At 59.9% G+C, this 23,065-nt stretch carries 18 protein-coding genes and 2 tRNA genes; 18 read left to right on the top strand and 2 right to left on the bottom strand.

Going from position 1 to position 23,065, the window contains the following annotated elements:
• Window positions 1-81 (bottom strand) — tRNA-Leu (locus J3T93_RS04455).
• A 41-nt stretch (window positions 82-122) separates the two neighbouring features.
• Window positions 123-195, bottom strand: a tRNA-Thr gene (locus J3T93_RS04450).
• A 121-nt stretch (window positions 196-316) separates the two neighbouring features.
• Between J3T93_RS04450 and J3T93_RS04445 the strand changes: the two genes are divergently transcribed.
• From J3T93_RS04445 to J3T93_RS04360, 18 genes are all read left to right on the top strand, one after another.
• Window positions 317-1,441 carry a mannose-1-phosphate guanylyltransferase gene (locus J3T93_RS04445; RefSeq protein WP_267430687.1) on the top strand — a complete coding sequence of 375 codons (1,125 nt, stop codon included), beginning with the start codon at window positions 317-319 and terminating at the stop codon, window positions 1,439-1,441.
• A 129-nt stretch (window positions 1,442-1,570) separates the two neighbouring features.
• Window positions 1,571-3,268 carry a glucose-6-phosphate isomerase gene (gene pgi, locus J3T93_RS04440; protein WP_267430685.1) on the top strand — a complete coding sequence of 566 codons (1,698 nt, stop codon included), beginning with the start codon at window positions 1,571-1,573 and terminating at the stop codon, window positions 3,266-3,268.
• A gap of 222 nt (window positions 3,269-3,490) precedes the next feature.
• Window positions 3,491-3,862, top strand: coding sequence for a 50S ribosomal protein L19 (gene rplS, locus J3T93_RS04435; protein ID WP_220236880.1), 372 nt, complete (start codon window positions 3,491-3,493; stop codon window positions 3,860-3,862).
• Between the two features lie 143 nt (window positions 3,863-4,005).
• Window positions 4,006-4,770, top strand: coding sequence for a signal peptidase I (gene lepB, locus J3T93_RS04430; RefSeq protein ID WP_267401090.1), 765 nt, complete (start codon window positions 4,006-4,008; stop codon window positions 4,768-4,770).
• A gap of 7 nt (window positions 4,771-4,777) precedes the next feature.
• Entirely contained in the window at window positions 4,778-5,485 is a 708-nt protein-coding gene (locus J3T93_RS04425) for a ribonuclease HII (protein ID WP_267401091.1), read from the top strand.
• A gap of 38 nt (window positions 5,486-5,523) precedes the next feature.
• Window positions 5,524-6,645, top strand: coding sequence for a LacI family DNA-binding transcriptional regulator (locus J3T93_RS04420; protein WP_267401092.1), 1,122 nt, complete (start codon window positions 5,524-5,526; stop codon window positions 6,643-6,645).
• Window positions 6,646-6,748: 103 nt separating this feature from the next.
• Window positions 6,749-8,362, top strand: coding sequence for a xylulokinase (locus J3T93_RS04415; RefSeq protein WP_267430684.1), 1,614 nt, complete (start codon window positions 6,749-6,751; stop codon window positions 8,360-8,362).
• A 67-nt stretch (window positions 8,363-8,429) separates the two neighbouring features.
• Entirely contained in the window at window positions 8,430-9,122 is a 693-nt protein-coding gene (locus J3T93_RS04410; protein WP_267430683.1) for an L-ribulose-5-phosphate 4-epimerase, read from the top strand.
• A gap of 48 nt (window positions 9,123-9,170) precedes the next feature.
• A complete protein-coding gene (araA, locus tag J3T93_RS04405) occupies window positions 9,171-10,685 on the top strand; it encodes an L-arabinose isomerase (RefSeq protein ID WP_220236885.1) in 1,515 nt (504 codons plus the stop codon).
• 243 nt (window positions 10,686-10,928) lie between these two features.
• Entirely contained in the window at window positions 10,929-12,905 is a 1,977-nt protein-coding gene (locus tag J3T93_RS04400; RefSeq protein ID WP_267430682.1) for a pilin N-terminal domain-containing protein, read from the top strand.
• A 195-nt stretch (window positions 12,906-13,100) separates the two neighbouring features.
• Complete coding sequence (locus J3T93_RS04395; protein WP_267430681.1) at window positions 13,101-13,928, top strand: hypothetical protein; 828 nt, start codon at window positions 13,101-13,103, stop codon at window positions 13,926-13,928.
• 555 nt (window positions 13,929-14,483) lie between these two features.
• On the top strand, window positions 14,484-15,572 hold the full coding sequence (locus tag J3T93_RS04390) for a class C sortase (RefSeq protein WP_220236888.1): 1,089 nt from the start codon (window positions 14,484-14,486) through the stop codon (window positions 15,570-15,572).
• A gap of 127 nt (window positions 15,573-15,699) precedes the next feature.
• Window positions 15,700-16,548 (top strand): aldo/keto reductase, encoded by an 849-nt coding sequence (locus tag J3T93_RS04385; RefSeq protein WP_267401099.1) that lies wholly within the window; start codon window positions 15,700-15,702, stop codon window positions 16,546-16,548.
• A gap of 54 nt (window positions 16,549-16,602) precedes the next feature.
• A complete protein-coding gene (locus J3T93_RS04380; protein ID WP_267401100.1) occupies window positions 16,603-17,400 on the top strand; it encodes an HNH endonuclease family protein in 798 nt (265 codons plus the stop codon).
• 302 nt (window positions 17,401-17,702) lie between these two features.
• Window positions 17,703-19,613, top strand: coding sequence for a family 43 glycosylhydrolase (locus tag J3T93_RS04375; protein WP_267430680.1), 1,911 nt, complete (start codon window positions 17,703-17,705; stop codon window positions 19,611-19,613).
• A gap of 122 nt (window positions 19,614-19,735) precedes the next feature.
• A complete protein-coding gene (locus J3T93_RS04370) occupies window positions 19,736-21,061 on the top strand; it encodes an ABC transporter substrate-binding protein (RefSeq protein ID WP_220236892.1) in 1,326 nt (441 codons plus the stop codon).
• 64 nt (window positions 21,062-21,125) lie between these two features.
• A complete protein-coding gene (locus J3T93_RS04365) occupies window positions 21,126-22,088 on the top strand; it encodes a carbohydrate ABC transporter permease (protein ID WP_220236893.1) in 963 nt (320 codons plus the stop codon).
• A complete protein-coding gene (locus J3T93_RS04360) occupies window positions 22,085-23,053 on the top strand; it encodes a carbohydrate ABC transporter permease (RefSeq protein ID WP_267430679.1) in 969 nt (322 codons plus the stop codon). Before J3T93_RS04365 ends, J3T93_RS04360 begins: the two co-directional genes overlap by 4 nt.
• The last annotated feature ends 12 nt before the right edge of the window (window positions 23,054-23,065 follow it).

Raw genomic sequence — 23,065 nt, 5'->3', positions numbered from 1 at the left:
TGCGCGAGATGGGACTCGAACCCACACGTCCGAAGACACAGGAACCTAAATCCTGCGCGGCTACCATTACGCCACTCGCGCCTGCTGCATACCTAACCCCTGCAAAGGGCAGCTGTCAAAAGAGCCACTTGACAGAATCGAACTGTCGACCTTCTCATTACGAGTGAGACGCTCTGCCAACTGAGCTAAAGTGGCCTTCGCCTTGCCTCCGGGCTGGCCGGATGAAGACAGCAGGTTTCATCATACTGGATGCTCGGGATAAAAACGCCTTGGTCCTCGGGCCAAGGGTGTACAAGCTCCTTGACACAATAGGGGCATGGACCTCGATAATTTCTATGCCGTCATTCCGGCCGGTGGGGTGGGCACCCGGCTCTGGCCCCTGAGCCGCCAGGACCGGCCCAAGTTCCTCTATGATCTCCTGGGGTCAGGTAGAACAATGATCCAAGGCACCTTTGACCGGCTGGCCGGCATCTGCGGAGCGGACCATGTGGTCGTTTCCACAGGGCAGCGGCATGTGGCCCAGGTGCGCAAGCAGCTTCCGAAACTGGCTCCGGACGCGCTCTTCGCTGAGCCCGTTCCACGCGACTCCACGGCGGCCATAGCCCTGGCTACGGCTGTGCTGGCTCAGCGACATGGCGGGGAGATCATCGTGGGCTCCTTCGCCGCAGACCACATCATCCGTGACGACAAGGCGTTCGCTGCCTCAGTGGGACAGGCGGTGGCGGCGGCCCGCGCCGGCTACGTGACTACCATCGGCATCGCCGCCTCCCGTCCTTCCACCGCCTTCGGCTACATCCACCAAGGTCCCTCCCTGGCCGATCGCATTCCCGGGGCCCCTGATGCCCGTCTGGTCAGCGAATTTGTCGAGAAGCCGGATGCCTCTACGGCACAGGCCTACCTGTCCACAGGAGAGTATCGCTGGAACGCAGGCATGTTCGTCATGCAGGCGCAGGTGCTTCTGGACTGCCTGCGTCGTTACAAGCCGGAGCTATACGCCGCGGTCATGGCCATCGCCCAGGTCTGGGACCAGGGTGAGCAGGCCCGCAGCGAGGCCATGGAGGAGCACTGGCCGGGCATCGAGAAGATCGCCTTTGACTATGCTGTGGCCGAGCCCCTATCGGCGGCCGGCGGCGTGGCGGTTGTTCCGGGGGGATTCGATTGGGATGACATCGGCGACTTCAATTCAGTGGCCGGCCTGCTTCCGTCATCCAACAGGCGCAACATCAAGATTCTGGGTGACGCTGACCGGGTCATGTATTTGGATTCAGCCGGAGACATGGTCGTGCCGGGCTCGGAACGCACGGTCGCCCTTCTCGGTGTGGATGACATGATCGTCGTCGATACTCCCGATGCTCTCCTGGTGGCCCCCCGGGCCCGCAGCCAGGAGGTCAAGGACATGGTGGCCAAGCTGGCCCAGTACGGCCGTGACGACATACTCTGACAGCGATTCGGCTCGGTTAAGAAGATTGACTGATTTTGTTGTCTTCTGTCTGCTTTTGTGAGTAGTTTGGGTTACAGAACCGGGTGCTCGGTAGAACGGGCATCACCTCATGAAAGGACCCAAATAACCATGGCCATCAATCCTCCAGTGGATGCTACCAGTACCAAGGCCTGGGCGGCCTTGCACCAGCACTTCGACGACATGCAGCGCCAGGGGATCGATCTGCGCGCATGGTTCGCCAAGGACCCGCAGCGCACCGAAAAGCTGAGCTTCGAGCTGGGTGATCTCTATATTGATCTGTCCAAAAACCTGATTCGGCCCGACACCCTGTCCCTGCTGGCCCAGCTGGGCCGCGAGGTCGGCCTTGAGGAGCGGATCGAAGCCATGTTCAATGGCGAGCACATCAACAACACCGAGGACAGGGCCGTTCTGCATACAGCCCTGCGCCGCCCCGAGGAGGATCGCGGCCGGCTGGTTGTGGACGGACAGGATGTGGTAGGCGATGTCCGCGACACTCTTAAGCGCATCTATGCCTTTGCCGACCAGGTCCGCTCGGGCAGCTGGACCGGTCTGACCGGCAAACGGATCACCACCGTGGTCAACATTGGCATCGGCGGCTCCGACCTTGGCCCGGTTATGGCTTACGAGGCCCTGAAGCCCTATGCGGATGCGGGCATCAGCGCCCGCTATATCTCCAACATCGATCCCAACGATCTGGCCGAGAAGACGCGCGACCTGGATCCGGAGACCACGCTCTTCATCATCGTCTCCAAGACCTTCACGACCCTGGAAACACTGACCAACGCCCGCCAGGCCCGTGCCTGGCTCCTGAAGAGCCTAGGGGGGCGTGGCCTGCTGTCCAAGGACGGTGAGGACCTCTCAGCCGAGGCCATCCGCCGACACTTCATCGCCGTCTCAACCGCCCTGGACAAGGTCCGCGACTTCGGCATCGATCCGGACAACGTCTTCGGTTTCTGGAACTGGGTCGGCGGACGGTACTCGGTGGATTCCGCCGTGGGCACCTCCTTGGCCATCACTATCGGACCGGACCGCTTCGAGGAGTTCCTCAAGGGCTTTAACACCGTGGATCGCTACTTCCGCGCCACTCCTCTGGATCGGAATGTAGTTGCCCTGATGGGCCTGCTCAACGTCTGGTATGTCAATTTCTTCGGCGCCCACTCGCACGCCGTGCTGCCCTACGACCAGTATCTGCACCGCTTCCCGGCCTATCTGCAGCAGCTGACCATGGAGTCCAACGGCAAGTCTGTGCGCTGGGACGGCACGCCAGTGACCAGCCTGACCGGCGAAATCTTCTGGGGGGAGCCGGGCACTAACGGCCAGCATGCCTTCTACCAGCTGATCCACCAGGGCACTCGACTGATTCCCGCTGACTTCATCGCCTTTGCCAATACTCCCAATCCGGCCAAGGACGGCGACCAGGACGTGCATGAGCTCTTCCTGGCCAACTTCCTGGCCCAGACCAAGGCTCTGGCCTTCGGCAAAACCGCCGACGAGGTCCGCGCCGAAGGTACTCCGGAGGCCATCGTCCCGGCCCGGGTCTTCACCGGCAACCGCCCCACCACATCCATTTTCGGTGATGCGCTTACTCCGGCCGCCCTGGGCGAGCTGATCGCCCTCTACGAGCACATCACGCTGACCGAGGGCACAGTCTGGGGCATTGACTCCTTCGACCAGTGGGGCGTTGAGCTGGGCAAGAAGCTGGCCCGTGAAATTACGCCGGCCATCTCCCGGGACGACCAGGCACTGGCCGAACAGGATCAGTCCACAAAGTCCCTGATTGCCTTCTACAGGGCCCATCGCCGCTGATGTTCAGCCGGGCCCTCGCAGGTCCGGCTCGTGGTATATTATCGGAGAGTTATTCGCCGGAAGGGCGGCTGCCGCATGGGCTCCCTTCCTTTCAGGTCCAGCCGGATGCTCCGGCGGATCGGCACCCCCGACGGCAGACCGTCGGGTTCCGTCCAGGATCGCCTCCTTTGGTGGTTGCGGTCCATGTCATGGGTCGATGTGCGGCGGCCATGGAGGAACAGCATGAACGCGATTCAGGAATTTGACGCCAGCCACATGAAGCCTGCGGAGCAGATCCCCGACTTCCGTCCCGGCGATACCGTCGAGGTCAACGTCAACATCACTGAGGGCAACAACTCCCGTATCCAGGCCTTCACGGGCGTGGTGATCGCCCGCCAGGGCGCCGGCGTGCGCGAGACCATCCTGGTGCGCAAGGTCAGCTTCGGCGTGGGCGTCGAGCGCCGCTTCCCTCTGCACTCTCCCCAGATTGACTCCATCAAGGTGCTGCGCCACGGCCGCGTCCGTCGCGCCAAGCTCTACTATCTGCGTGGGCTGCACGGCAAGGCCGCCCGCATTGTCGAACGGCGTGACAACAAGGCCGAGTCCAACAAGTAGGTTCGGTCCGAGCGATCCAGCCCAGGCCTGGCCGCTAACACCCGGGATGCAGTTCTCCCGGGTTTTTCCATGCTTGGGTGTGTACGCTATGAGGCATGCGGAATCTTTTGCGTGCGGGTTCCTGCTGATGGCAAGGAGTGGATATGGTTTTTCGGGATGAGGAAGCGACCCCGTCGGGAATCCCGTACCCGGACGGCATACGGGCCACCTCAGCCCCAGTGCCGCCCCGCCATGCCTTAGACCGTCCTGGTGGACGTGGCTCCACCAAGGGCAGTCATCCACGGCTGGGCGAACGCGGTTTTCTACCCGAGTTTCTGTTCGAGCTGGTTGCCCTGTTGGCCGTCGTCGCCATCCTGCGCATATTTTTGCTCAGCATCTACGTCATCCCTTCCGGGTCCATGGAGAACACCCTCGGCATCGGGGACAGAATCCTGACCACTCACAGGCTGACCAGATCCATGGTGGCCCCCCGCCGAGGGGATGTGGTGGTCTTCACCGACCCTGCTAACTGGCTAGGCGAAGAGTCCACGCCAAGCTTCCGCGGCAGTCACCTGGTCAAACGCCTGATCGGCATGCCCGGTGACACAGTGGCCTGCAAGGGTCATGGCGCCCCAGTCACCGTCAACGGCGTCGCCTTGGATGAGAGCTCCTACCTACGCCCAGGAGTGGAGCCCAGTTCCTTTGCCTTCAAGGTCAAGGTGGACCCTGGGTACGTCTTCGTCATGGGCGACAATCGCTCCAACTCCGCCGATTCTCGCCTGCACAAGGATGACGGTCACAATGGGCTGGTCCCCATGGAGAACATCAAGGGCACCGGTTTGCTGACTTATTACCCTGTGGGCAGCTGGAAGCTGCTCAACAACCAGCACAAGGTCTTCGACGCCGTGCCCGAGCCGACGCAGGACTGAACCGACTGTGAGGCGGATCTTGCCGACCCTGGCGACCGAGGCTGCTCTAGCTGACCAGGGAGCTGAGTATGTGCTGGGCCTTGATGAGGTCGGCCGCGGTGCCCTGGCAGGCCCGGCCATGGTCGGCGTGGTGGCGGTCCGGTCCGCTGACCTGCCTCATTTGACAGTCCCTGAGGGGGTGGCGGACTCCAAGATGCTGACCCCTGCGTGTCGGCTGGCCATGTACCGTGATCTTGAGGACTGGGCTGCTGGCTGGGCGGTGGGGGCCTGCTCCAACCATGAGATCGACCAGTGGGGCATCGTTCATGCCCTGGGCATCGCCGCCCTGCGTGCACTGGCCGAATTGGAGCATGGGATGGGCCTGGGGCCTGGCTGCCGGCTGGCCGCCATCCTTGACGGCCCCCACGACTACATCACCTTGGCCGCCGATAGCTTTGACGCACCCGACCTTCCGGTTCTGCCCAAGGTTTCCACACAGGTCAAGGGCGACGCCCACTGCGCCAGTGTGGCCTGCGCAGCGGTCATCGCCAAGGTCACCCGTGACCGGCTTATGGTTCGGCTGGCCGCCTCCGATCCAGCCCTGGCCCCATACCAGTGGGAGCGCAACAAGGGGTATGGGGCGCCTGCCCACCTGGAGGCCATTCGCCGTCTGGGGCCCAGCCGTCTGCATCGTGTCAGCTGGCATCTGCCCTCGTCCAGTCCCGGCGGGAGCTAATATCGGAACGGTCGACACGGCTATCGGAAGAAGGTCATATGCCCGCAGGCAGCGGCGGCAATTCACGGTCCAAGCGCCCCTCCATGTTCGAGGTCGCACGGCTGGCCGGGGTCTCCCACCAGACCGTGTCCAGAGTCATCAACAATTCCAAGGATGTCTCACCTGCTACCCGGTTCAAGGTCCAGCAGGCCATCAGGAAGCTGGGCTACCGACCCAGCAACTCGGCGCGGGCACTGGCTTCCAGCCGCAGCAGGACCATCGGTCTGGTGGCTGGCGGCGTCAGTCTCTTTGGGCCTGTCTCGTCGATTACGGCCATCGAGACCGTGGCCCGTTCCCATGGTCTGTTCATGTCGGTCATGATGGTGGACGAGTCGGCCTGCACTCTTAGGGGTTTCCAGGAGCTCTGCGGCACCTTCCTTGAGCAGAATGTGGATGCCTTCATTTTTCTGACGCCCACCGACACCATGTTCCAGGCCGCCTGCCAAACAGAGGTAGGTCAGCCCCGGGTCATCGTCACTTCCACGCATGGCATCACCAGCGTCGAGGAGGCCCTGGGTCACAGGCGGGGCGACGGACGGATAGCCCTGACTGGAATCGACCAGTGGGGTGCCGTCCAGCGTCTGGCCCGGCTGCTGGTCTCCCGGGGCCATCGGCGGGTGCTGTACATGGCCGGTCCTTCGCAGTGGCGAGATGCGGCCACGCGACTGGCCTCCTGGAAGGTGGCATGCGCCCGCTGCCGCATTCGGACGGCCGTGGTCCATGCCCGCAGTTGGGAGGCGGGGGAGTCCTACATGCTGATGAACCAACTGATCGATCAGCGGGGCATGAGCGGCGCCTCCCTGCCCTCGGCTGTGGTCACCGCCAACGACAACCAGGCTGTGGGCGTGGCCCGGTCCCTGCAGGAGCACGGCATCCGCATTCCAGGGGACATAAGTCTGGTGGGTTTCGACGACGTTCCCACTGTGGATAATATGTTTCCGCCGCTGGCCACGGTTCGTCCCCGCTTCGAGGATCTGGGGGTGGCCACCATGCGGCAGGTTCTGGCTCTGCTCCACCAGGGCCAGCCGGTGGACTTTCCCGTCACCCGTCATGGGGTGGGGCTTATCAAGGCGGATGTGGTTCCGCGTCGGTCGCTAGGCTACGCCGTCAAGCGGTTCTGACCCCGTCGGCCCGCATTTCCCCCGGGCTTGCCTGTCGCTTCGGTCTCGGATACAATCGGGACCAGATTATGTGAGCGTTAACATATCAGGCAAAGGAGCAGACATGGCGGTAGGCGAGCAAGGTGTCATCGTGAGCGAACTGGAGGAGGGCAAGACCAGTCTGGGCATCGAATTCGGTTCCACCCGCATCAAGGCGGTGCTGATCGACCATGACTACCGGACGCTGGCCACCGGGGACGTCGAGTGGGAGAACCGGCTGGAGGATGGCCTGTGGACCTACTCCATGGAACAGGTCCACCAGGGTCTGCAGGCGGCCTACTCGGCCATGGCCGAGGATGTCCTCCGCCGGTACGGAGTGACGCTGACCAGGATCGGCGCCATGGGGATATCGGCCATGATGCACGGCTATCTGGCCTTCGACAAGGACGGCCGGTTGCTGGTGCCCTTCCGCACCTGGCGCAACACCAACACCCGCCAGGCCCACGAGGCCCTGTCAAAGGCCTTCAGGATCAACATTCCCGAACGCTGGTCCATCGCCCACCTCTACCAGGCCATCCTGAACGGCGAGGAGCATGTGCCCAGGGTGGCCTACATCACCACGCTGGCCGGCTATATGCACTGGAGGCTCTCCGGCCGCAAGGTCATCGGCATCGGCGACGCTTCGGGCATGTTCCCCATCGATTCCTCCCGCAAGGAGTTCGATCAGAGCCTGCTGGACATCTTCTCCAAGCTGCCCCGGGTTCAGGCGCAGCCCTGGGACATCCACGACCTGCTGCCTGAGCCGCTGACCGCCGGCAGCCGGGCGGGCGCACTGACCTCCGAGGGCGCCGCCCTGCTGGATCCCAGCGGCCGGCTGCAGCCCGGCGTGCCCATGGCGCCGCCCGAGGGCGATGCTGGAACCGGCATGGTGGCGACCAACGCGGTCCGCCCCCGCACCGGGAACGTGTCTGCAGGCACGTCCATCTTTGCCATGGTGGTCCTGGAGCATCCCCTGCGCGATTTCCATCCCGAGGTGGATCCGGTCACCACCCCGGCTGGAGATCCGGCCGGCATGAGCCACGCCAACAATTTCACCTCGGATCTGAACGCCTGGGTGGGCTTGTTCGGAGACTTCGCCAAGGTGGTCGGCCTGGACCTGAAGGGGGATGCGCTCTACGCCGCATTGTTCAACCAGGCGCTCCGGGGTGACAAGGATGCCGGCGGGCTGATCAACTACTGCTTCTATTCCGGGGAGTTCCTGGCTGGCCTGGAGGAGGGCCGCCCGGTCTTTGCACGCGGCCCCGAGGGGCGGATGACCCTGGCCAACTTCATGCGGGCCCAGCTCTATTCGGCTTTCTCGCCGGTCACCATCGGCATGGATGTGATGACCCGCCAGGAGCATGTCCAGGTGGATACCATGGTCGGTCACGGCGGCATCTTCGCCACCCCTGTGGTGGCTCAGCGGATCCTTGCGGCTGCCTTCAACGCCCCCATCAAGGTTATGTCTACAGCGGTCGAGGGGGGCGCATGGGGCATGGCCGTCCTGGCCGACTACCTGGGCCATGCCGACCAGACGCTGGCCGATTACCTGGACGCCAATGTCTTTGCGGGCGTTCAGTCCACTACAGAGCAGCCGGACCCGGCCGACGTGAAAGGCTTCAGAGCCTTCTTCGGCCGCTTCGCCAAGGGCCTGCCCATCGAACAGGCGGCCGTAAAGACCATTCCCTTGCAGGGATGAGGCAGGGAACGAAATAAACGTCAAGCGGCCGGATCAGCGGGATCGGGCCGGGAAAAGGAGTTGCAGAATGGTGTCCTTGGCTGATTATTCACCCCAGGTGCGCGACGAGGTGAAGCTGGTGCGCGAGCAAGTGGCCACCCTCCATGCGCAGCTGACCAGGTGGAATCTGGTGGTCTGGACGGCGGGCAACGTCTCGCAGCGTTTGCGTTCTGCCGATCTGATGGTCATCAAGCCCTCGGGGGTGCGCTATGAGCATCTGACCCCGGGATCCATGGTGGTCACCGATCTGGATGGCAATGTGGTTGACGGCGCCGAGGCCCCCTCCTCGGATACGCTGTCCCACGCCTATATCTACCGGCACATGCCCGAGGTCTACGGCGTGGTCCACACCCATTCCACCTATGCCACCGCCTGGGCGGCCACCGGCAGGGACATCCCCTGCGTGCTGACCATGATGGGCGACGAGTTCGGCGGTCCCGTTCCCGTGGGCCCCTTCGAGCTGATCGGTTCGGAAGCCATCGGCAAGGGTGTGGTCGACACCCTCAAGGGCCACCCCGGCTGCCCTGCCGTGCTCATGCGCAACCATGGGCCATTCACTGTGGGAACCGATGCTGAGGCCGCGGTCAAGGCGGCCGCCATGACCGAGGAGGTGGCCCACACGGTCTGGGCGGCTGAGCAGATCGGCACGCCCAAGCCTATCGATCCGGCCGACATAGCCCGGCTCAACGACCGCTACCAACACGTCTATGGCCAGCGCTGAACCGGTCGGGCAATCACATCGCACAAACGCATAAGCAAAGGAGCAAGCATGAGCATGAAAAATCCATTCGAAGGCAAAGAGCTTTGGTTCGCCGTCGGTTCCCAGGACCTCTATGGCGAAGAGACCCTGCGCCAGGTGGGCGTTCAGGCTGCGGACATTGCCAAGTCTCTCAACGAATCCGGCCGCATCCCGGTCAAGCTGGTCCTGAAGCCCACACTGAAGGATTCTGATTCCATCCTGAACTTCATGGTCGAGGCCTCTTCGGACCCTGCCTGCATCGGCGTGGTGGCCTGGATGCATACCTTCAGCCCGGCCAAGATGTGGATCCGTGGCCTGGAGAGGCTGCGCAAGCCGCTCCTGCAGCTGAACACCCAGCACCATATGGAGATCCCCTGGGACACCATTGACATGGACTTCATGAACCTGAACCAATCGGCCCATGGAGACCGGGAGTTTGGCTACATCCTGACCAGGCTGGGGATCCCGCGCAAGATCGTGGTCGGCCATTACACCGATCCCGAGGTCGCCGACAAGATCGGCGTCTGGGCGCGCGCCTGCGCCGGCTGGGACGCCGCCAACAACATGAAGGTCTGCCGCTGGGGCGACAACATGCGCGATGTCGCCGTCACCGAGGGCGACAAGACCGAAGCCGAGCGGGTCTTCGGAGTCTCCGTCAACACCTGGCCGGTCAATGAGCTGGTGGACCATGTGAGCGCCGTCGCTGACGACCAGGTCAAGGATTTGATCGAGGACTACAAGAGCAGCTATGAGGTGGCTCCCGAGCTTCTGGACTCCCGGTACGACTCCCTGGCTGTGGCCGCCCGCGAGGAGCTCGGCATGCGCGCCATGATGGAGGAGGTGGGCGCCTCGGCCGCCGTGGACAACTTCCAGGATCTGGGTGGCCTGCATCAGCTGCCCGGCGTGGGGGCCCAGCGGCTGATGGCTGACGGGTATGGATTCTCGGCAGAGGGCGATTGGAAGACCTCGGTTCTGATCCGTATCGGCAACGTCATGGGCTATGGGCTCAAGGGCGGCTGCTCGCTCATGGAGGATTACTCCTATAACTTTGTGCCAGGTCACGAGGAGATCATGGGCGCCCACATGCTGGAGGTCTCGCCCACGCTGCTGACCGAGGGGCGGCCCCGCCTGGAGATCCACCCGCTGTCCATTGGCGACAGAGAGGACCCTGTGCGTCTGGTCTTCACGGCCACACCCTGCACGGATGCCGTGGTCATCTCCCTGGCGGATGTACGTGAACGCTTCCGCCTGGTCATGAACGTGGTGGATGTGGTTGAGCCCGGCGGATCCCTGGCCAAGCTGCCTGTGGCCCGTGCACTCTGGAAGCCCCGGCCCTCGCTCAAGGTCTCGGCTGAGTGCTGGCTGCGCGCTGGCGCGGCGCATCATACCTGCATGACCACCACCGTGGGCCGTGAGGCCTGGGAGGACTTCGCGCGGATGGCCGGAGTGGAGCTGGCCGTCATTGACGAAAACAGCGAACCCAGACGTTTCGAGGCCGACCTGCGAGCAGCCGAGCTCTACCATCGGCTGGACAACCGGCACTGAGCCCCCGTTCCTGGAAAGACTGCAAGGCCCCGACCACAGAGCATGGCGGGGCCTTCGCATGTTCGGCTTGTCGGTTTGCGTTGTCCATATTTTGTCGGTACAGTGATGATTAGGCAATGGGAACAGTGGCATGTCCCAAAGTTGACATATTGCCCACCCCCCTGAGTCGGGGCAGTAAACGGTTGGGGAGGTGAAGATGTGCCTGGCCATCCTGTGCCTATTAACAAAGAAGGGAATGCGTGCATGCACATGCAACGAGATAATGAAGGGACAAGGCTCCCTAAGCTTTTAGGCTTAGCGGTTGCCGGAGCGACGCTCCTGGCGGGCATGGTCGTCATGCCGGCCACCCAGGCTTCGGCCGCTGAAGACTATGGATTTGCCGCTGAAGATGACTTCGTACCAGGCAATCTGGATACAACCAAGGTGCCTCAGTTAACTGTTACGAAGTATCTGTCACTGAATGACGGCAATGCGCCCACCGGCTCAGCCAAGGATGCTGATCAGCTGAACGCCAATCACGATCTGGCTCCTGCCAAAGGCATTATGTTTAAGGTTACGGAAGTAAAGCCAGCAGATGGCAAGAGTCTGGCTGATATCAATGCTAGTGACTCAAGTACATATCAGCCTAAGAATGATACGGTATTTGCTGGTGTGACTGACGGTCAAGGTGTCATTAACAAATGGTACCAAGTTGGCTCAGACGGAAAGCTAACTGGAACAGAGCTGTCTTTCCCCGCAGGTCCCAATCATTACTATGTTCTGAGTGAGGATACAGCTAATTCTCCTGCTTTTGATTCTGCAAATAATGCACACGCGCTTGATATGAGAAAGTACAAGACTGCCGTCAATTCATTCTTTGGTCTGCCGTATGCAACTAATGGGTCGGATGAAAACCAGACTCGCGGTTTCATTTATCACCTGCACCTGTATCCAAAGAACGTCAGCACTGAATCTTTCGCCAAGACTGTGCAAAGCGTGAAGGGTAGTGATGGGACTGTCAAGAATCAAACCACAGCGACTGCTGGTGATATAGTCACCTATAAGCTGTCTCAGAAGATTTACAATGATAGCGCAGCTGCTGTTCACCGTGATGGAAAGCTTGATGTCAGTGAATTGCAGGGTCATGGGGGCGATATAAGGCTTGCTGATCGTATGTCTAGCTCGCTGAAGGGTGATGCGAACACTGTCAGAGCCGACATTCGGGATAGCAAGGGTAACGTAACTGCGTTGCCAGGTGCTGAATTCGCTTCGGATACAACTACTAATGCAAATCCCGCTCGGCTGACCGATCCCAGTCAGAAGATGTTTGCGGATGCACCTTCTAAAGATGTGACTTACTGGGTATTCGACTTCTTCAAGAGCCTTGCAACGATACAGTCAATCGACGCCCCTGTGATGGAGCTTGAAGTCACCTATGATGCATTGGTAACGGGCAATGGTGATTCTACGGGTACCGGTGGTGTAGTTAACGATGCGGCATCTGACTTTATTGATAACGTGAATTCTGATGGCAAGGGTCTGGATCCTGTGCCATCTCATACAAACGTTACCAATGCAGCGGTAGCTTTTGGTTCTGTTCAGAGCAAGAATCAGAATCCGAAGTATCCTGCCTTGCCTGGTACGGAATATCGTTTGGTCAAGGATGCTGATACTGTGGACAAGTACCTGGCTTCAGATGGTAAGTTCTACGGCTCAAACGATAGTGTTCCCGCCGGTGTTCAGGTTTACAAGGCTACAGCCAACGACAAAGGACTGGTAGTTTTCGCGGCATTGCCTATCTTCGGAACTGGCGCAGCCCAGGCAGCTGACAAGACTGTCCAAAATACAAGCTGGATGTTGGTTGAGACTAAGACCCCACAGGGTTGGCGTAATCCCGGCATCCCCTTCGAAAAGGTAACTTATGGGGATGTTGGCTTGACTGAGGAAGCAATCGTTCAGAAGTATGGTCGTAACGCTACGTTGCAGCCAGAGTACACAGATCTGAACTTTGGCAGCTTTAACGCGCCTGTAAGTGATATCCCTGCTGGTACGAAGATGATGTTCAACAATGAGGCGGTCTCCAAGTATCTGGCCCACTACAAGACCACTGATGGAGATTCCCCATTGGCCCTGCCTTTGACTGGTGGTCGCGGCATCCTGCTGCTGCTGGTTGTCGGCGCCTTGATCATGGGTGGTGCCCTCTACGCCCGCAATCGGCGCAATAACGCCGCCCGGGCCTGATGATCACGGTCATATCAAGAATCATGTGAGGTGACCTGATGGCGGACGGTTCCTCCGTGAATCGTCCGCCATTTTCATATGGACTGTTGAGATCTTCTTCGGTCCGCGCATGTCGGGACGCTGGTCTGATTCCATTTGGGCCAGCGGATCTGACGCAACCACGTCGTCGAAAGGCGGCCTTGGAAGGGAAGGTTTATGAAGGGAATTGCCTTGCCGAAATGCCTCACCCGCCGGGTCCTGCTTTGTCTGATTGCGGCCTTGGCCTGTTTAGGACTTACCGCTTTCGATATGACGCCGGCGGCAGAGGCGGCGACGGTTAACCCGACCCTGACGGTGCAACTCAAGAGAGGGCATTCAGGTCAAGGAGGCCAGAATGACATCCTGCCGAGTGCTCCTGTATCTGCTGGAGCAGGGTACGTCTTTCGTGCCCTAAGACTGGATGCAGGTACTCTCAAGAGCCGGGTGGAGGCACTTGACCATAATCCAGGCGCTGATAAGGCACAAGCGGCCATCAGCAACGAGGTGGCAGCCAATCCAGATGCTTTCAAAGACAAGACGCAGCCCGCTGAATATTACGGTGTCTCTGATCAAGAAGGAACTATAACCAATGCGTCAGAGGCGAAATCGCAAGGTGTTTGGCTTACTGGAGCCAATCTCGATTCAGACGCATCCAGCCTGACCGGAGGCAGCCCGGCTGTTTTTGATGGCGACTACTTCCACGCTTCGTACTGGTTGGTCACTATGGTAGCCACACCTAAGAATGCAAAGGTAAAAGCCGACCCTGTAGTTGTACAGTTGCCGCTCTACCGCGAGCAGGGGGAGGTCCATCCGCTTTATGATGTGACTATAAGCCCCAAGCTTGTGGACGTGCCTCAGGTCGTGCCAGTGGTGCGATCTGGGCCAGGCAAACTGGCAGCTACCGGTGCATCCATGGTGGCGCCTGGCATTTTGCTTATGATTCTGGCCATGATGGGCATCTACTTGGGGGTAGTTGCACGATCCTGGAACCGGGATGAACGCTAGGTATTCTCATGGCGATGTCGGCATGTTGCCACCAAATGGCATCGTAGGCATCTGTGAGGATGCGTAAAGACCGGCGGTATCATACAGGTACCGCCGGTTTTTATATGTCAAAAAACTGGCAACTGGACTATAGGAAGCGCAGTACGAGGAAGGCTATAGATGGACCAGAACACTGACTCGGCTACTATCAGCCCAGTAAATGCCACCGGCAACGGTGATGTAGCATATGAGTCCATTCCGACAGTATCGTCCTCATTAGAAAAGCCTGCTGTGCAAGCGGATATGCCGCCTGCCTATGCTCCAAGTTCCGATGTACCCCCTTCCTATCCACCTTCGGCAACACCTGAGGATCGCAGAGCTGTAGAGTCGGATAATTCAGATGCAATAGCAGCCCAAGCGCCTGTTCCAGGCAAAGCTACCACGTCGGCTCCTATAATTATTGCTTCAGGAAATCATGCTCAGGACGCAGGCCAGACAACTGCGGCTGCATCCAAACAAGCTAAGAGCAATGGCAAGGCCAGCAAGTCAGGGCGAGGGTTCGGCCTCCTGGAGACCTTGGCTTTCCTGATTGGTCTGGCAATCTTCCTCTATCCGTTGCTGGCAGCTTACGTGAACTATTCCAAGGATTCCGCCGCAGTCGACAACTACGATCAGATCGTGGATGCACTCTCGCCTGCACAGCGCAAAGCCATGTGGCGCGATGCCAAGAAGTACGACGAGGAATTAGGCAAGCCTACGCTGAGGGACCCCTTCAAGTACAAGGAAGTCAAGGAACCACTGGGTCGCTACTACAAGATCCTCAATGTGGACGGCAAGGGCATGATGGCCTATGTGGAGATCCCCAAAATCAATGTCAAGCTGCCTGTGCGCCATGGAACAAGTGATGCGGTGCTCAAGGACGGCACAGGACATATTGCCACGACCCACGTGCCTACAGACAACCGAACCATCCATGCCGTCATCACCGGGCATACCGGTGAGGTCGGGTACATGCTTTTCGACAACCTGACCCAGTTGCGCAAGGGGGATGTTTTCCAGATACGAGTGCTCAAACGGCACATGAGCTACAAGGTGGACCAGATTAAGGTCATCTTGCCTACCGATGTCAGCGCACTGCAGCCAATCCAGAATTCCAACTACGTGACCCTGCTGACCTGCTATCCCTATGGCGTCAACTCCCACCGACTGATCGTGCGGGGGCATTATATCGGTGATGATGTACCCCCCACTCAACCTGAGGGGGCGCCCATCTACATGGTCTGGGTGCTCCTTGCCCTGTTTGCGGCCAGCCTTGTGGGCTGGTACCTGCTCTCGCGCCGCCGGCGCAGCTGCCGTCAAGACCTGGAGCAGATGGAGCATCTGGTGTCTCGGGCCACAGGATCCGGAACCGTGGGGGAGCCACTGGCCACGATCATGGTCAGCCATGAGCAGGAGACCCGAGCCGAAGCCACCCGTCGTCGCCGGTTGATCAAAACACGGCGGATCTGCAGCGCACTCATGTGGCTGCTGGCTCTGCTCTGTCTGTTCTTCGCCTGGGGCTCGGTCGGCATGATGATGCGGATCGGCTTCCTGCCTGTATTCGACCTTGGCTATCACTGGTTCGACACCCACCTGCTGTACTTCTTCGGCATCGCCAAATTCTAGCTGGTGCATGGGGAAGCATGTTCGACCACAGGTATCAGTTCTGTCCGGGTCCGGCTCTTCCCCGGCTCTAGAATAGAGCGAGCATGGCCCGGCAGACTGCCGGGCTGCATCATGGAAGGTGTGGACCATGGCAGCAGTCCCTGACGTTCTTTTGTCTGACGGCAACCGCATTCCGCAGGTGGGCTTGGGCGTGCTTAGAATCGACGATGATCAGACCGCTGGGGCGGTGCGCTCTGCCTTGGAATTGGGTTATCGCCACATCGACACCGCGGCGGGCTACCGCAATGAAGGCGGGGTGGGCCGTGGTCTCAGGGCTTTCGGCTGTCAGAGTGGCCCTGAGCGTGCTCGCCTGTGGCTGACCACCAAACTGCGTGACTCCGAACAGGGCTACGACAGTGCTCTTCGGGCATTCGACCGCCAGCTGGCCCTGCTGGGCACTGACTATGTCGACATGTATATGATCCACTGGCCCACCCCCTTTGATTGGCGGGCCGACCAGGTCTGGAGCGCATTCCATCGGCTGCGTGATGAGAGGCGAGTGCGGACTCTGGGGGTCTGCAACTTTCTGCCTGAGCATCTGGAAAGGCTGCACCGGGAGACGGGGGAATACCCTGCCGTGGATCAGATCGAACTGCATCCCAGCTGGCAGCAGCGCACAGTGACGGCTTTCTGCAAGGAACACGGCATCGCTGTCCAGGCATACTCGCCATTGGCGCGCGGCGCAGACCTGACAGTCGGCGGCGGAAGACTGGAGAAAATCGCCCAGGCCCACGGGGTTACGCCGGCCCAGGTGGTACTCCGCTGGCACATCGAGAACGGAACCATCATCATCCCCAAGTCCGTCCACAGGAAAAGGCAGGCGGAGAACTTGGACCTGTTCGGTTTCAGCCTGACCTCTGAGGAGCATGCCTCCATCGATGCCATGGACACTCCGGTGCGTGCAGGACACGACCCAATGACTTACGCCTACGCCTGAGCGCTATGATGGAGATTTCATGCATGCAGCCGGCATAGGAGGTATTAGCGGCAGATGACCGATTCGAGACGCAGAAGACATCGATATCGGAGCCGCGGCCGGTACGGTTCGACATTGAGGAATCCCGCCCCGGCCCGCTTTCGTCGCGAATCGCTGACGGAACGTGTGTTGATCCTTCTGGTGGTGGCTGTGGTCTTGGGCATCACTATCGGCCTGATATTGCCAAGGGTCAATGGTGGAGTCGGACGGCTGACCGGCCGATATACGGCAACCGGCGATGCGGCCCAGACCCTGCAGGGTTTGACAGTGGACGATCATGCCCGACCGGGCCGCCAGTACCGGCGCGAGGCTTTCGGCTTCAAGGAGACCGATGAGGACGGCAACGGCTGCAATGTGCGAGAGGATGTGCTGACTCGCGATCTGACTGATCTGCGCACCACCACCCCCGGCGGTTGCAAGGTGGCCAGTGGCCGTCTGCAGGACCCCTACACTGGGCGGACCATTGAATTTATCAGAGGCCCTAAGACTAGCTCGGCTGTGCAGATCGACCACGTGGTCGCCCTGGAGAATGCCTGGCGGTCAGGAGCCAGCAAATGGGACACGGCCCGCCGTTACCGTTTTGGCAACGACCCCTACAATCTCCTTGCCGTGGACGGCCCGGCCAACCAGGCCAAGGGGAGTGCTTCGGCCGACTACTGGCTGCCTGAGAACAAGGACTATCAGTGCTCCTATGTAGCCCGTCAGATAGCAGTCAAGGACAAGTACTCCCTGAGCGTCACAAGCTCGGAAAAGCAGGCCATGCTGGCCGTTCTGCATACCTGCCCGGGCCAGCCCCTTCCGCAGGATCGCTGATTGCTGGCCTTTCCCTGATAGGCGGAAACAGACCGCGATGGACGGGTCTGCTCGTATAGGATCGTCACAATCCCTCTCCTCCTTCGTTCTACTGCTTCTCCTCCCCCCCCCCCCCCCTGCTTTGATCCGGGCCTGTTCTGGTGTGGTAAAATGATCGGAGGTTGATACACAGTTGTATCATCCGCATGGATTCCTGAATTTCTCAGGTTCTATGCCCGCAGCCATCGGCAACAGGGAGGTTGGCCATGAACGGCAATCGTGGTTCGCATATGCCAGGGGAAGGGCATCACATAGGGGGCCATATGCTGAAAAGCCGCAAATCGGCCATTCTGCTTGTCGCTCTGGCTGTGATTATGGGTTTGTCATTCGTGGCGCCAAAGACGGTCGCCGCTCAAGAAGCAGGGCAAAAATCTAATTCTGCAGGCGGAAGCGGGCAAATCGTCAATGACCGTTTCTGGAATGACGCCGACGGCAATCCGATGTATATGCAAGGCGGAGGAATCTTCGATTTCCCGGATCCGGCCACGGGGAGGGTCTCTCACTTTTGGTATGGTGTTCACTTTTCACAGGCGGAAACTTACCGTCATGACCCAACCCATGCGCTCACCGGCAATGACTTCATTTCAGTGGATGTCTACAAATCCGAGAATCTGTCCGACTGGCGCTATCAAGGCGTGGCTTTGGACAGAGCACAGGCCGATGCCTTCTCCGGTGATTTCGGTGGCCGCCGTGCGGGTTGGGTGTGCAGAACGGGGGTTGCCTATATCCCCGAGCTGCAAACCTATGCCATGCTCATCCAGCATGAGATGCCTACTGATGCCGCTGGTCGCAATTTCGACAAAAAGGTGTTGATCGCTACGGCCCATTCACCTGCTGGCCCGTTCAAAGCCCAGAGGCGTATCGACATGCGCGATTACGGACTGGGCACCAGCAATACCGGGGACCAAAGCGTCTTCCAGGATGAGGACGGCACAGGTTATCTGATCTATTCCTATGGCCGTGGCCGCGGCAGTGTCTGGGCAGCCAGAATAGGCGCCAGAAACGGCCGGGTGGATTTGCTGGAGCCTACCAAGCTCTACCAAGGTTTTGGGCGTGAAGGCAATGCGCTTTTCAAGCACGCTGGCCGGTATTATCTTGCTGGCTCCGATCTGTTCGGGTGGGATGCTTCCCGAATTCATTTCCAGGTTGCAGATCACCTTTTCGGCCCGTATCAGCCCGTCAATCAGACGGTGATCATGGATGGCAGCCGAGCAGATTTCGGCCATATCACCCAGACCGGTTTTTACTACACCTTGCGTGGCAGCAGAGCGGAGACCGTCATCCACTGCGGCGACCGATGGGCTGACTTCGCAGGCAACGGACTTGGCTACAACCAGTGGAATCCGCTGAGCTTCGATGATGTCGGCACGCCCCGCTTCAATTCCATGAGCCAGTGGAGGCTGGATGCGGATACCGGCCTTTGGTCGGTTGGTGAGGCCAATGACTACGTGCTCAATGGGTCCTTCGAAGCGGACAGGATTTCGGTAGGCGAGCACGGGTATCGGGATAAGGATGGCCAGGTGATTGGCGACATCGCCGGATGGCGGCGTGCCAATCCGGATGCTGTGGCCAACGTAGCCGATGCCTATGGGCGAGTGGGCGACTTCGACCTGCGGTTCGCTCCCGGGCGATCCCGCGACGCCTCCATCGTCCAGGATCTTAATGCACCGGGATATGTTCCCCTGCACGCGGGCCGCTACCTTCTGAAACTCTCCTATATGAATCCCAAAGGCATGGATCGGGCCAGGATCGCAATCGAATCCGGTGGGAGAACCTCTGAAATCGACCTGGCTGACTCTACTGGCACAGGCTGGAGGCAGGCCTCCTTGCCGGTCGAACTAGTTGGCGGCCAGACCAGGATCGCTGTCGAGGCTTCCGGCAGTTCGGGCCAGACCCTGCATGTGGACGACGTGTCCCTGACAGATGCGCCTGACAAGGGGGCTGAAAGCAATGGTGAAATCAATCAGGGCGCAAATGTGCTTCCGGCGGTCCATGCAGGAGGAGGGGCCGTCTCCGTTCGTCTTGGCATCGAGAGCGCGGTTTCATCCCATGCATTGGCTGCCGGGGGCATCGCCGCCGGCAGCATTCCGATCTTCGCGGCCGGCTGTGTGGCGGCGGGCGTTCTGTTGATGGCTGTAGCCGGGCGTGGGCGGCGTCTTCTTGCGCTGAATTGACAATCCATGGCTAAGGGTTATACTGAATACCACGTTGGTACACAGTTGTATCAACGATCGGAAGGAGTGGGGCATCAAAACCTTATCAAGGACGTGGTTTTTCAAACATCGAAAGGTTCATCATGCATTCTGCACGGAAACTCATGACCATGGGCATCACCGTGGTCGCCCTGGCTTCGTTCGCTGCCTGTGGAAGCAGCGGCTCCGGATCAGCATCGAAGCCGGCGGACGCCAGCAAGGCCTCGGGGCGCATAGTCTTTTGGGGCTGGGGCAATGGCATCAAGGAGACCATTGCCGCCTTTGAAAAAGCCAATCCCGGCATCACCGTGAAGTACAACAACACCGGCACTGCTGGTGACACCCAGGTGGCCTTGTCCAATGCGGTCGCTGCAGGCAAGGGCATCCCCGACGTCACCATGCTGGAGGATCCTACCGTCCAGCAGTTTGCCATTGAAGACAACCTGGAGGATCTGTCGGGGTATGGGGCCGACAAGTTCGCTGACGATTTCACCCCGGGGCCATGGAACAAGGTCCAGTACGACGGGAAACCCTATGCGCTGCCCATTGATGCCGGTCCCGAGGTTTTCTTCTACAACAAGGCGGTCTTCGACAAGGCCGGCATCCCCGATCCTCCTAAGACCTGGGATGAGTACTATCAGGATGCCAAGAAGATCCGAGCCGCAGGTTCCTACATCACCAACAACGCCGGTGACAAGAATGCCTATCAGCCTTTTACTGCACAGGCCTGGCAGGCCGGGGCGCATCCTTGGAAGGTCGATGGGGACAAGATCACCATCAACATGACCAAGGACCCCGGCATGAAGCGGTATATCGACTTTCAGCAAAAGCTGATCGACGAAGACCTGCTCGATACCAAGACCGCCAACTGGTCCGATGACTGGAACAGGGCGCTTAATGATGGGTCGGTGGCCTCGCTGACCATCGGCGCCTGGATGCCCACCAATCTGGAGTCCGGCGCACCCGACCAGAAGGGCAACTGGAGGGTCGCGCCCCTGCCGCAGTGGGAAGAGGGGGGCAGCGTGTCCGCCGAAGACGGGGGCTCGGCTCTTGTTGTGCCCAAGAAGGCCAAGAACAAGGCGGCAGCCTGGAAGTTCGCAGAATATCTGACACACGGCAAGGGAGCCCAGGTCATGGCTGACCAGGGCAGTTTCCCCTCTCTGAAACGCATTCTGAGCTCAGCTGAATTCACCAGCAAGAAGAATGAGTACTTCGGAGGCCAGGAGGTCAACAAGGTCCTGACCGAGGCAGCCAACCTCAAAGTCTCCAAATTCCAGTATCTGCCCTACAACCCCTTCGCCCAGTCGACCTACGGGGATTCCATCGGCAAGGCCTACATGAAGCAGACCAGTCTGGAGAAGGCTTTCGAGAACTATCAGCAGAAGCTGGTGGATCATGGCAACCAGCAGGGGTACCAGGTCAACAAGTGAGTGATGAAGGAGGCGGCTGATCAGGGCCGTCTCCGGACGGCTACAGGACAGAAGGGCAGGCATTATGAGTGAAGCCGAAGGTTCGTCTGCGCGGGTTCTGGCCCCTGCGCGGGATCAAGGCCCTGGCGAAACCGGCGGGGGCCGCACTGGGGAGCGGCCCCGCAGACCAGATTGGCGTGGATGGAAGTTCATGGGGCCCTTTGTTGTGGTCTTCGTGTTCGTTTTCGTTCTGCCGGTGCTCTATGCCATCTACCTGAGTCTGTACGAGAAGCGCATGATCGGAGGGAACGTCTTTGTAGGCCTGGCCAATTACGCCAGGCTGCTCAAGGATGGGCAGTTCTGGTCATCAGTGGGCCGTGTGGCCCTCTTCACTGTGGTCCAGGTGCCCATCATGCTCCTTCTGGCGGCATTGATGGCGCTGGCTCTGGACTCGCTCAAGCTGCACGGCACGCGCTTCTTCAGGATCACCACCTTCCTGCCCTACGCAGTGCCCGCCGTGGTGGCGGCTTTGATGTGGGGGTTCATCTACGGCACCAAGTACGGAATGGTAGGTTCCTTGAATCAATGGCTGGGCACGCATATCGACGTTCTGCAGCCCAGCGTGCTCCTGGCCGCCATAGGCAACATCAACACCTGGGAGTTCACGGGCTACAACATGCTGATTTTCTATTCCTCGCTGTCGACTGTGCCGCACTCGCTCTATGAGGCGGCGGCTATTGACGGAGCCTCGGAGTGGCAGATCGTGCGCAGCATCAAGGTTCCCGAGCTCAAGAGCTCCCTGGTCATCACGGTCATCTTCAGCATCATCGGCAGTTTCCAGCTCTTCAATGAGCCCTCGGTGCTGCAGACCATGGTCCCAGGCAATGCGATTACCACCTATTACACCCCCAACATGTATGCCTACAACCTGAGCTTCATGGGCGGTCAGAGCAACTATGCGGCGGCCTTGGCCATCGTCATGGCCATCATCACCATGGTCGCTGCCTACGCCGTCCAGCTCAGGGGTATGAAGGAGCAGATGCAATGAGCACGGTTGATTCCACGGCTGTCGACGGGGCCAAGGCTGAACGTATGCGCGCCCGACGCGTCGCCCGGGATGAGCGTGCGGAACGCCAAAGGGCAGCTCGAACAGGATTCTCCAATCCGGACAATCCGCGGCGCAGCTGGCCGTTGACCCTTGCCGCGGGGATCTTCGCCCTCTACTGCCTGTTTCCCCTGATCTGGCTGGTCATCAATGCCACCAAGACCCAGTCGGATTTCATCGGCACCTTCGGTTTGGCCCTTGGGCACAAGTTCGCCCTTTGGGACAATCTGCGCGAGGTGTTCACCTATGAAGGAGGAATCTTCGGGCGCTGGTTGCTCAATACCCTGCTCTACGTGGTTGTGGGAGCCGGTGGCGCCACCCTACTGGCTGTGCTGGGTGGATACGCCCTGGCCAAGTTCCGCTTTCCCGGCCGTCGCCTCGTCTTTGCTGTAGTCATCGGAGCCATCAGCGTGCCAGGCATCGCTCTTGCTGTGCCTCAGTTCCTGCTCTTTGCCAAGATCGGACTGACTGATACGCCTTGGGCCATGATCATCCCCAGTCTGATCTCGCCCTTCGGCCTATACCTGATGTGGATCTTTTCCGACCAGGCAGTGCCTACTGAGCTGCTGGAAGCAGCCCGAGTCGACGGGGCCGGGGAATTCCGCACTTTCTGGCAGATCAGTCTGCCTCTGCTGGCCCCCGGCATCGTGACTACGGCGCTTTTCACTATCGTGGCCACTTGGAACAACTATTTCCTGCCTCTGATCATGCTCAAAGATTCCAATTGGTATCCGCTGACGATCGGGCTCAACAATTGGAAGGACCAGGCGTCGACCGCTGGTGCCCATGCCATTCAGAACCTGGTGGTGACCGGCAGCCTTGTCACCATCATCCCCATCGTCGTCGCTTTCCTGCTGTTGCAGAAATACTGGCAGTCCGGTTTGGCTGCCGGCGCTGTCAAGGAGTAGCGGGAAGGCGCA

The sequence above is a fragment of the Bifidobacterium sp. B4111 genome (genome assembly GCF_026537235.1).
Classification (GTDB): domain Bacteria; phylum Actinomycetota; class Actinomycetes; order Actinomycetales; family Bifidobacteriaceae; genus Bombiscardovia.
The sequence above is the reverse complement of the archived record's forward strand: the minus strand, read 5'-3'. Positions and strand labels throughout refer to the sequence as shown.

Excerpts from the sequence above, each read along its gene's own strand:
- J3T93_RS04395 (WP_267430681.1), top strand. The coding sequence starts at position 13,101 with ATGAAGGGAATTGCCTTGCCGAAATGCCTCACCCGCCGGGTCCTGCTT.
- J3T93_RS04445 (WP_267430687.1), top strand. The coding sequence starts at position 317 with ATGGACCTCGATAATTTCTATGCCGTCATTCCGGCCGGTGGGGTGGGC.
- J3T93_RS04410 (WP_267430683.1), top strand. The coding sequence starts at position 8,430 with ATGGTGTCCTTGGCTGATTATTCACCCCAGGTGCGCGACGAGGTGAAG.
- J3T93_RS04400 (WP_267430682.1), top strand. The coding sequence starts at position 10,929 with ATGCACATGCAACGAGATAATGAAGGGACAAGGCTCCCTAAGCTTTTA.
- J3T93_RS04420 (WP_267401092.1), top strand. The coding sequence starts at position 5,524 with ATGCCCGCAGGCAGCGGCGGCAATTCACGGTCCAAGCGCCCCTCCATG.
- J3T93_RS04385 (WP_267401099.1), top strand. The coding sequence starts at position 15,700 with ATGGCAGCAGTCCCTGACGTTCTTTTGTCTGACGGCAACCGCATTCCG.
- rplS (WP_220236880.1), top strand. The coding sequence starts at position 3,491 with ATGAACGCGATTCAGGAATTTGACGCCAGCCACATGAAGCCTGCGGAG.
- pgi (WP_267430685.1), top strand. The coding sequence starts at position 1,571 with ATGGCCATCAATCCTCCAGTGGATGCTACCAGTACCAAGGCCTGGGCG.
- J3T93_RS04360 (WP_267430679.1), top strand. The coding sequence starts at position 22,085 with ATGAGCACGGTTGATTCCACGGCTGTCGACGGGGCCAAGGCTGAACGT.
- araA (WP_220236885.1), top strand. The coding sequence starts at position 9,171 with ATGAGCATGAAAAATCCATTCGAAGGCAAAGAGCTTTGGTTCGCCGTC.
- J3T93_RS04380 (WP_267401100.1), top strand. The coding sequence starts at position 16,603 with ATGACCGATTCGAGACGCAGAAGACATCGATATCGGAGCCGCGGCCGG.
- J3T93_RS04365 (WP_220236893.1), top strand. The coding sequence starts at position 21,126 with ATGAGTGAAGCCGAAGGTTCGTCTGCGCGGGTTCTGGCCCCTGCGCGG.
- J3T93_RS04370 (WP_220236892.1), top strand. The coding sequence starts at position 19,736 with ATGCATTCTGCACGGAAACTCATGACCATGGGCATCACCGTGGTCGCC.
- lepB (WP_267401090.1), top strand. The coding sequence starts at position 4,006 with ATGGTTTTTCGGGATGAGGAAGCGACCCCGTCGGGAATCCCGTACCCG.
- J3T93_RS04415 (WP_267430684.1), top strand. The coding sequence starts at position 6,749 with ATGGCGGTAGGCGAGCAAGGTGTCATCGTGAGCGAACTGGAGGAGGGC.
- J3T93_RS04375 (WP_267430680.1), top strand. The coding sequence starts at position 17,703 with ATGCTGAAAAGCCGCAAATCGGCCATTCTGCTTGTCGCTCTGGCTGTG.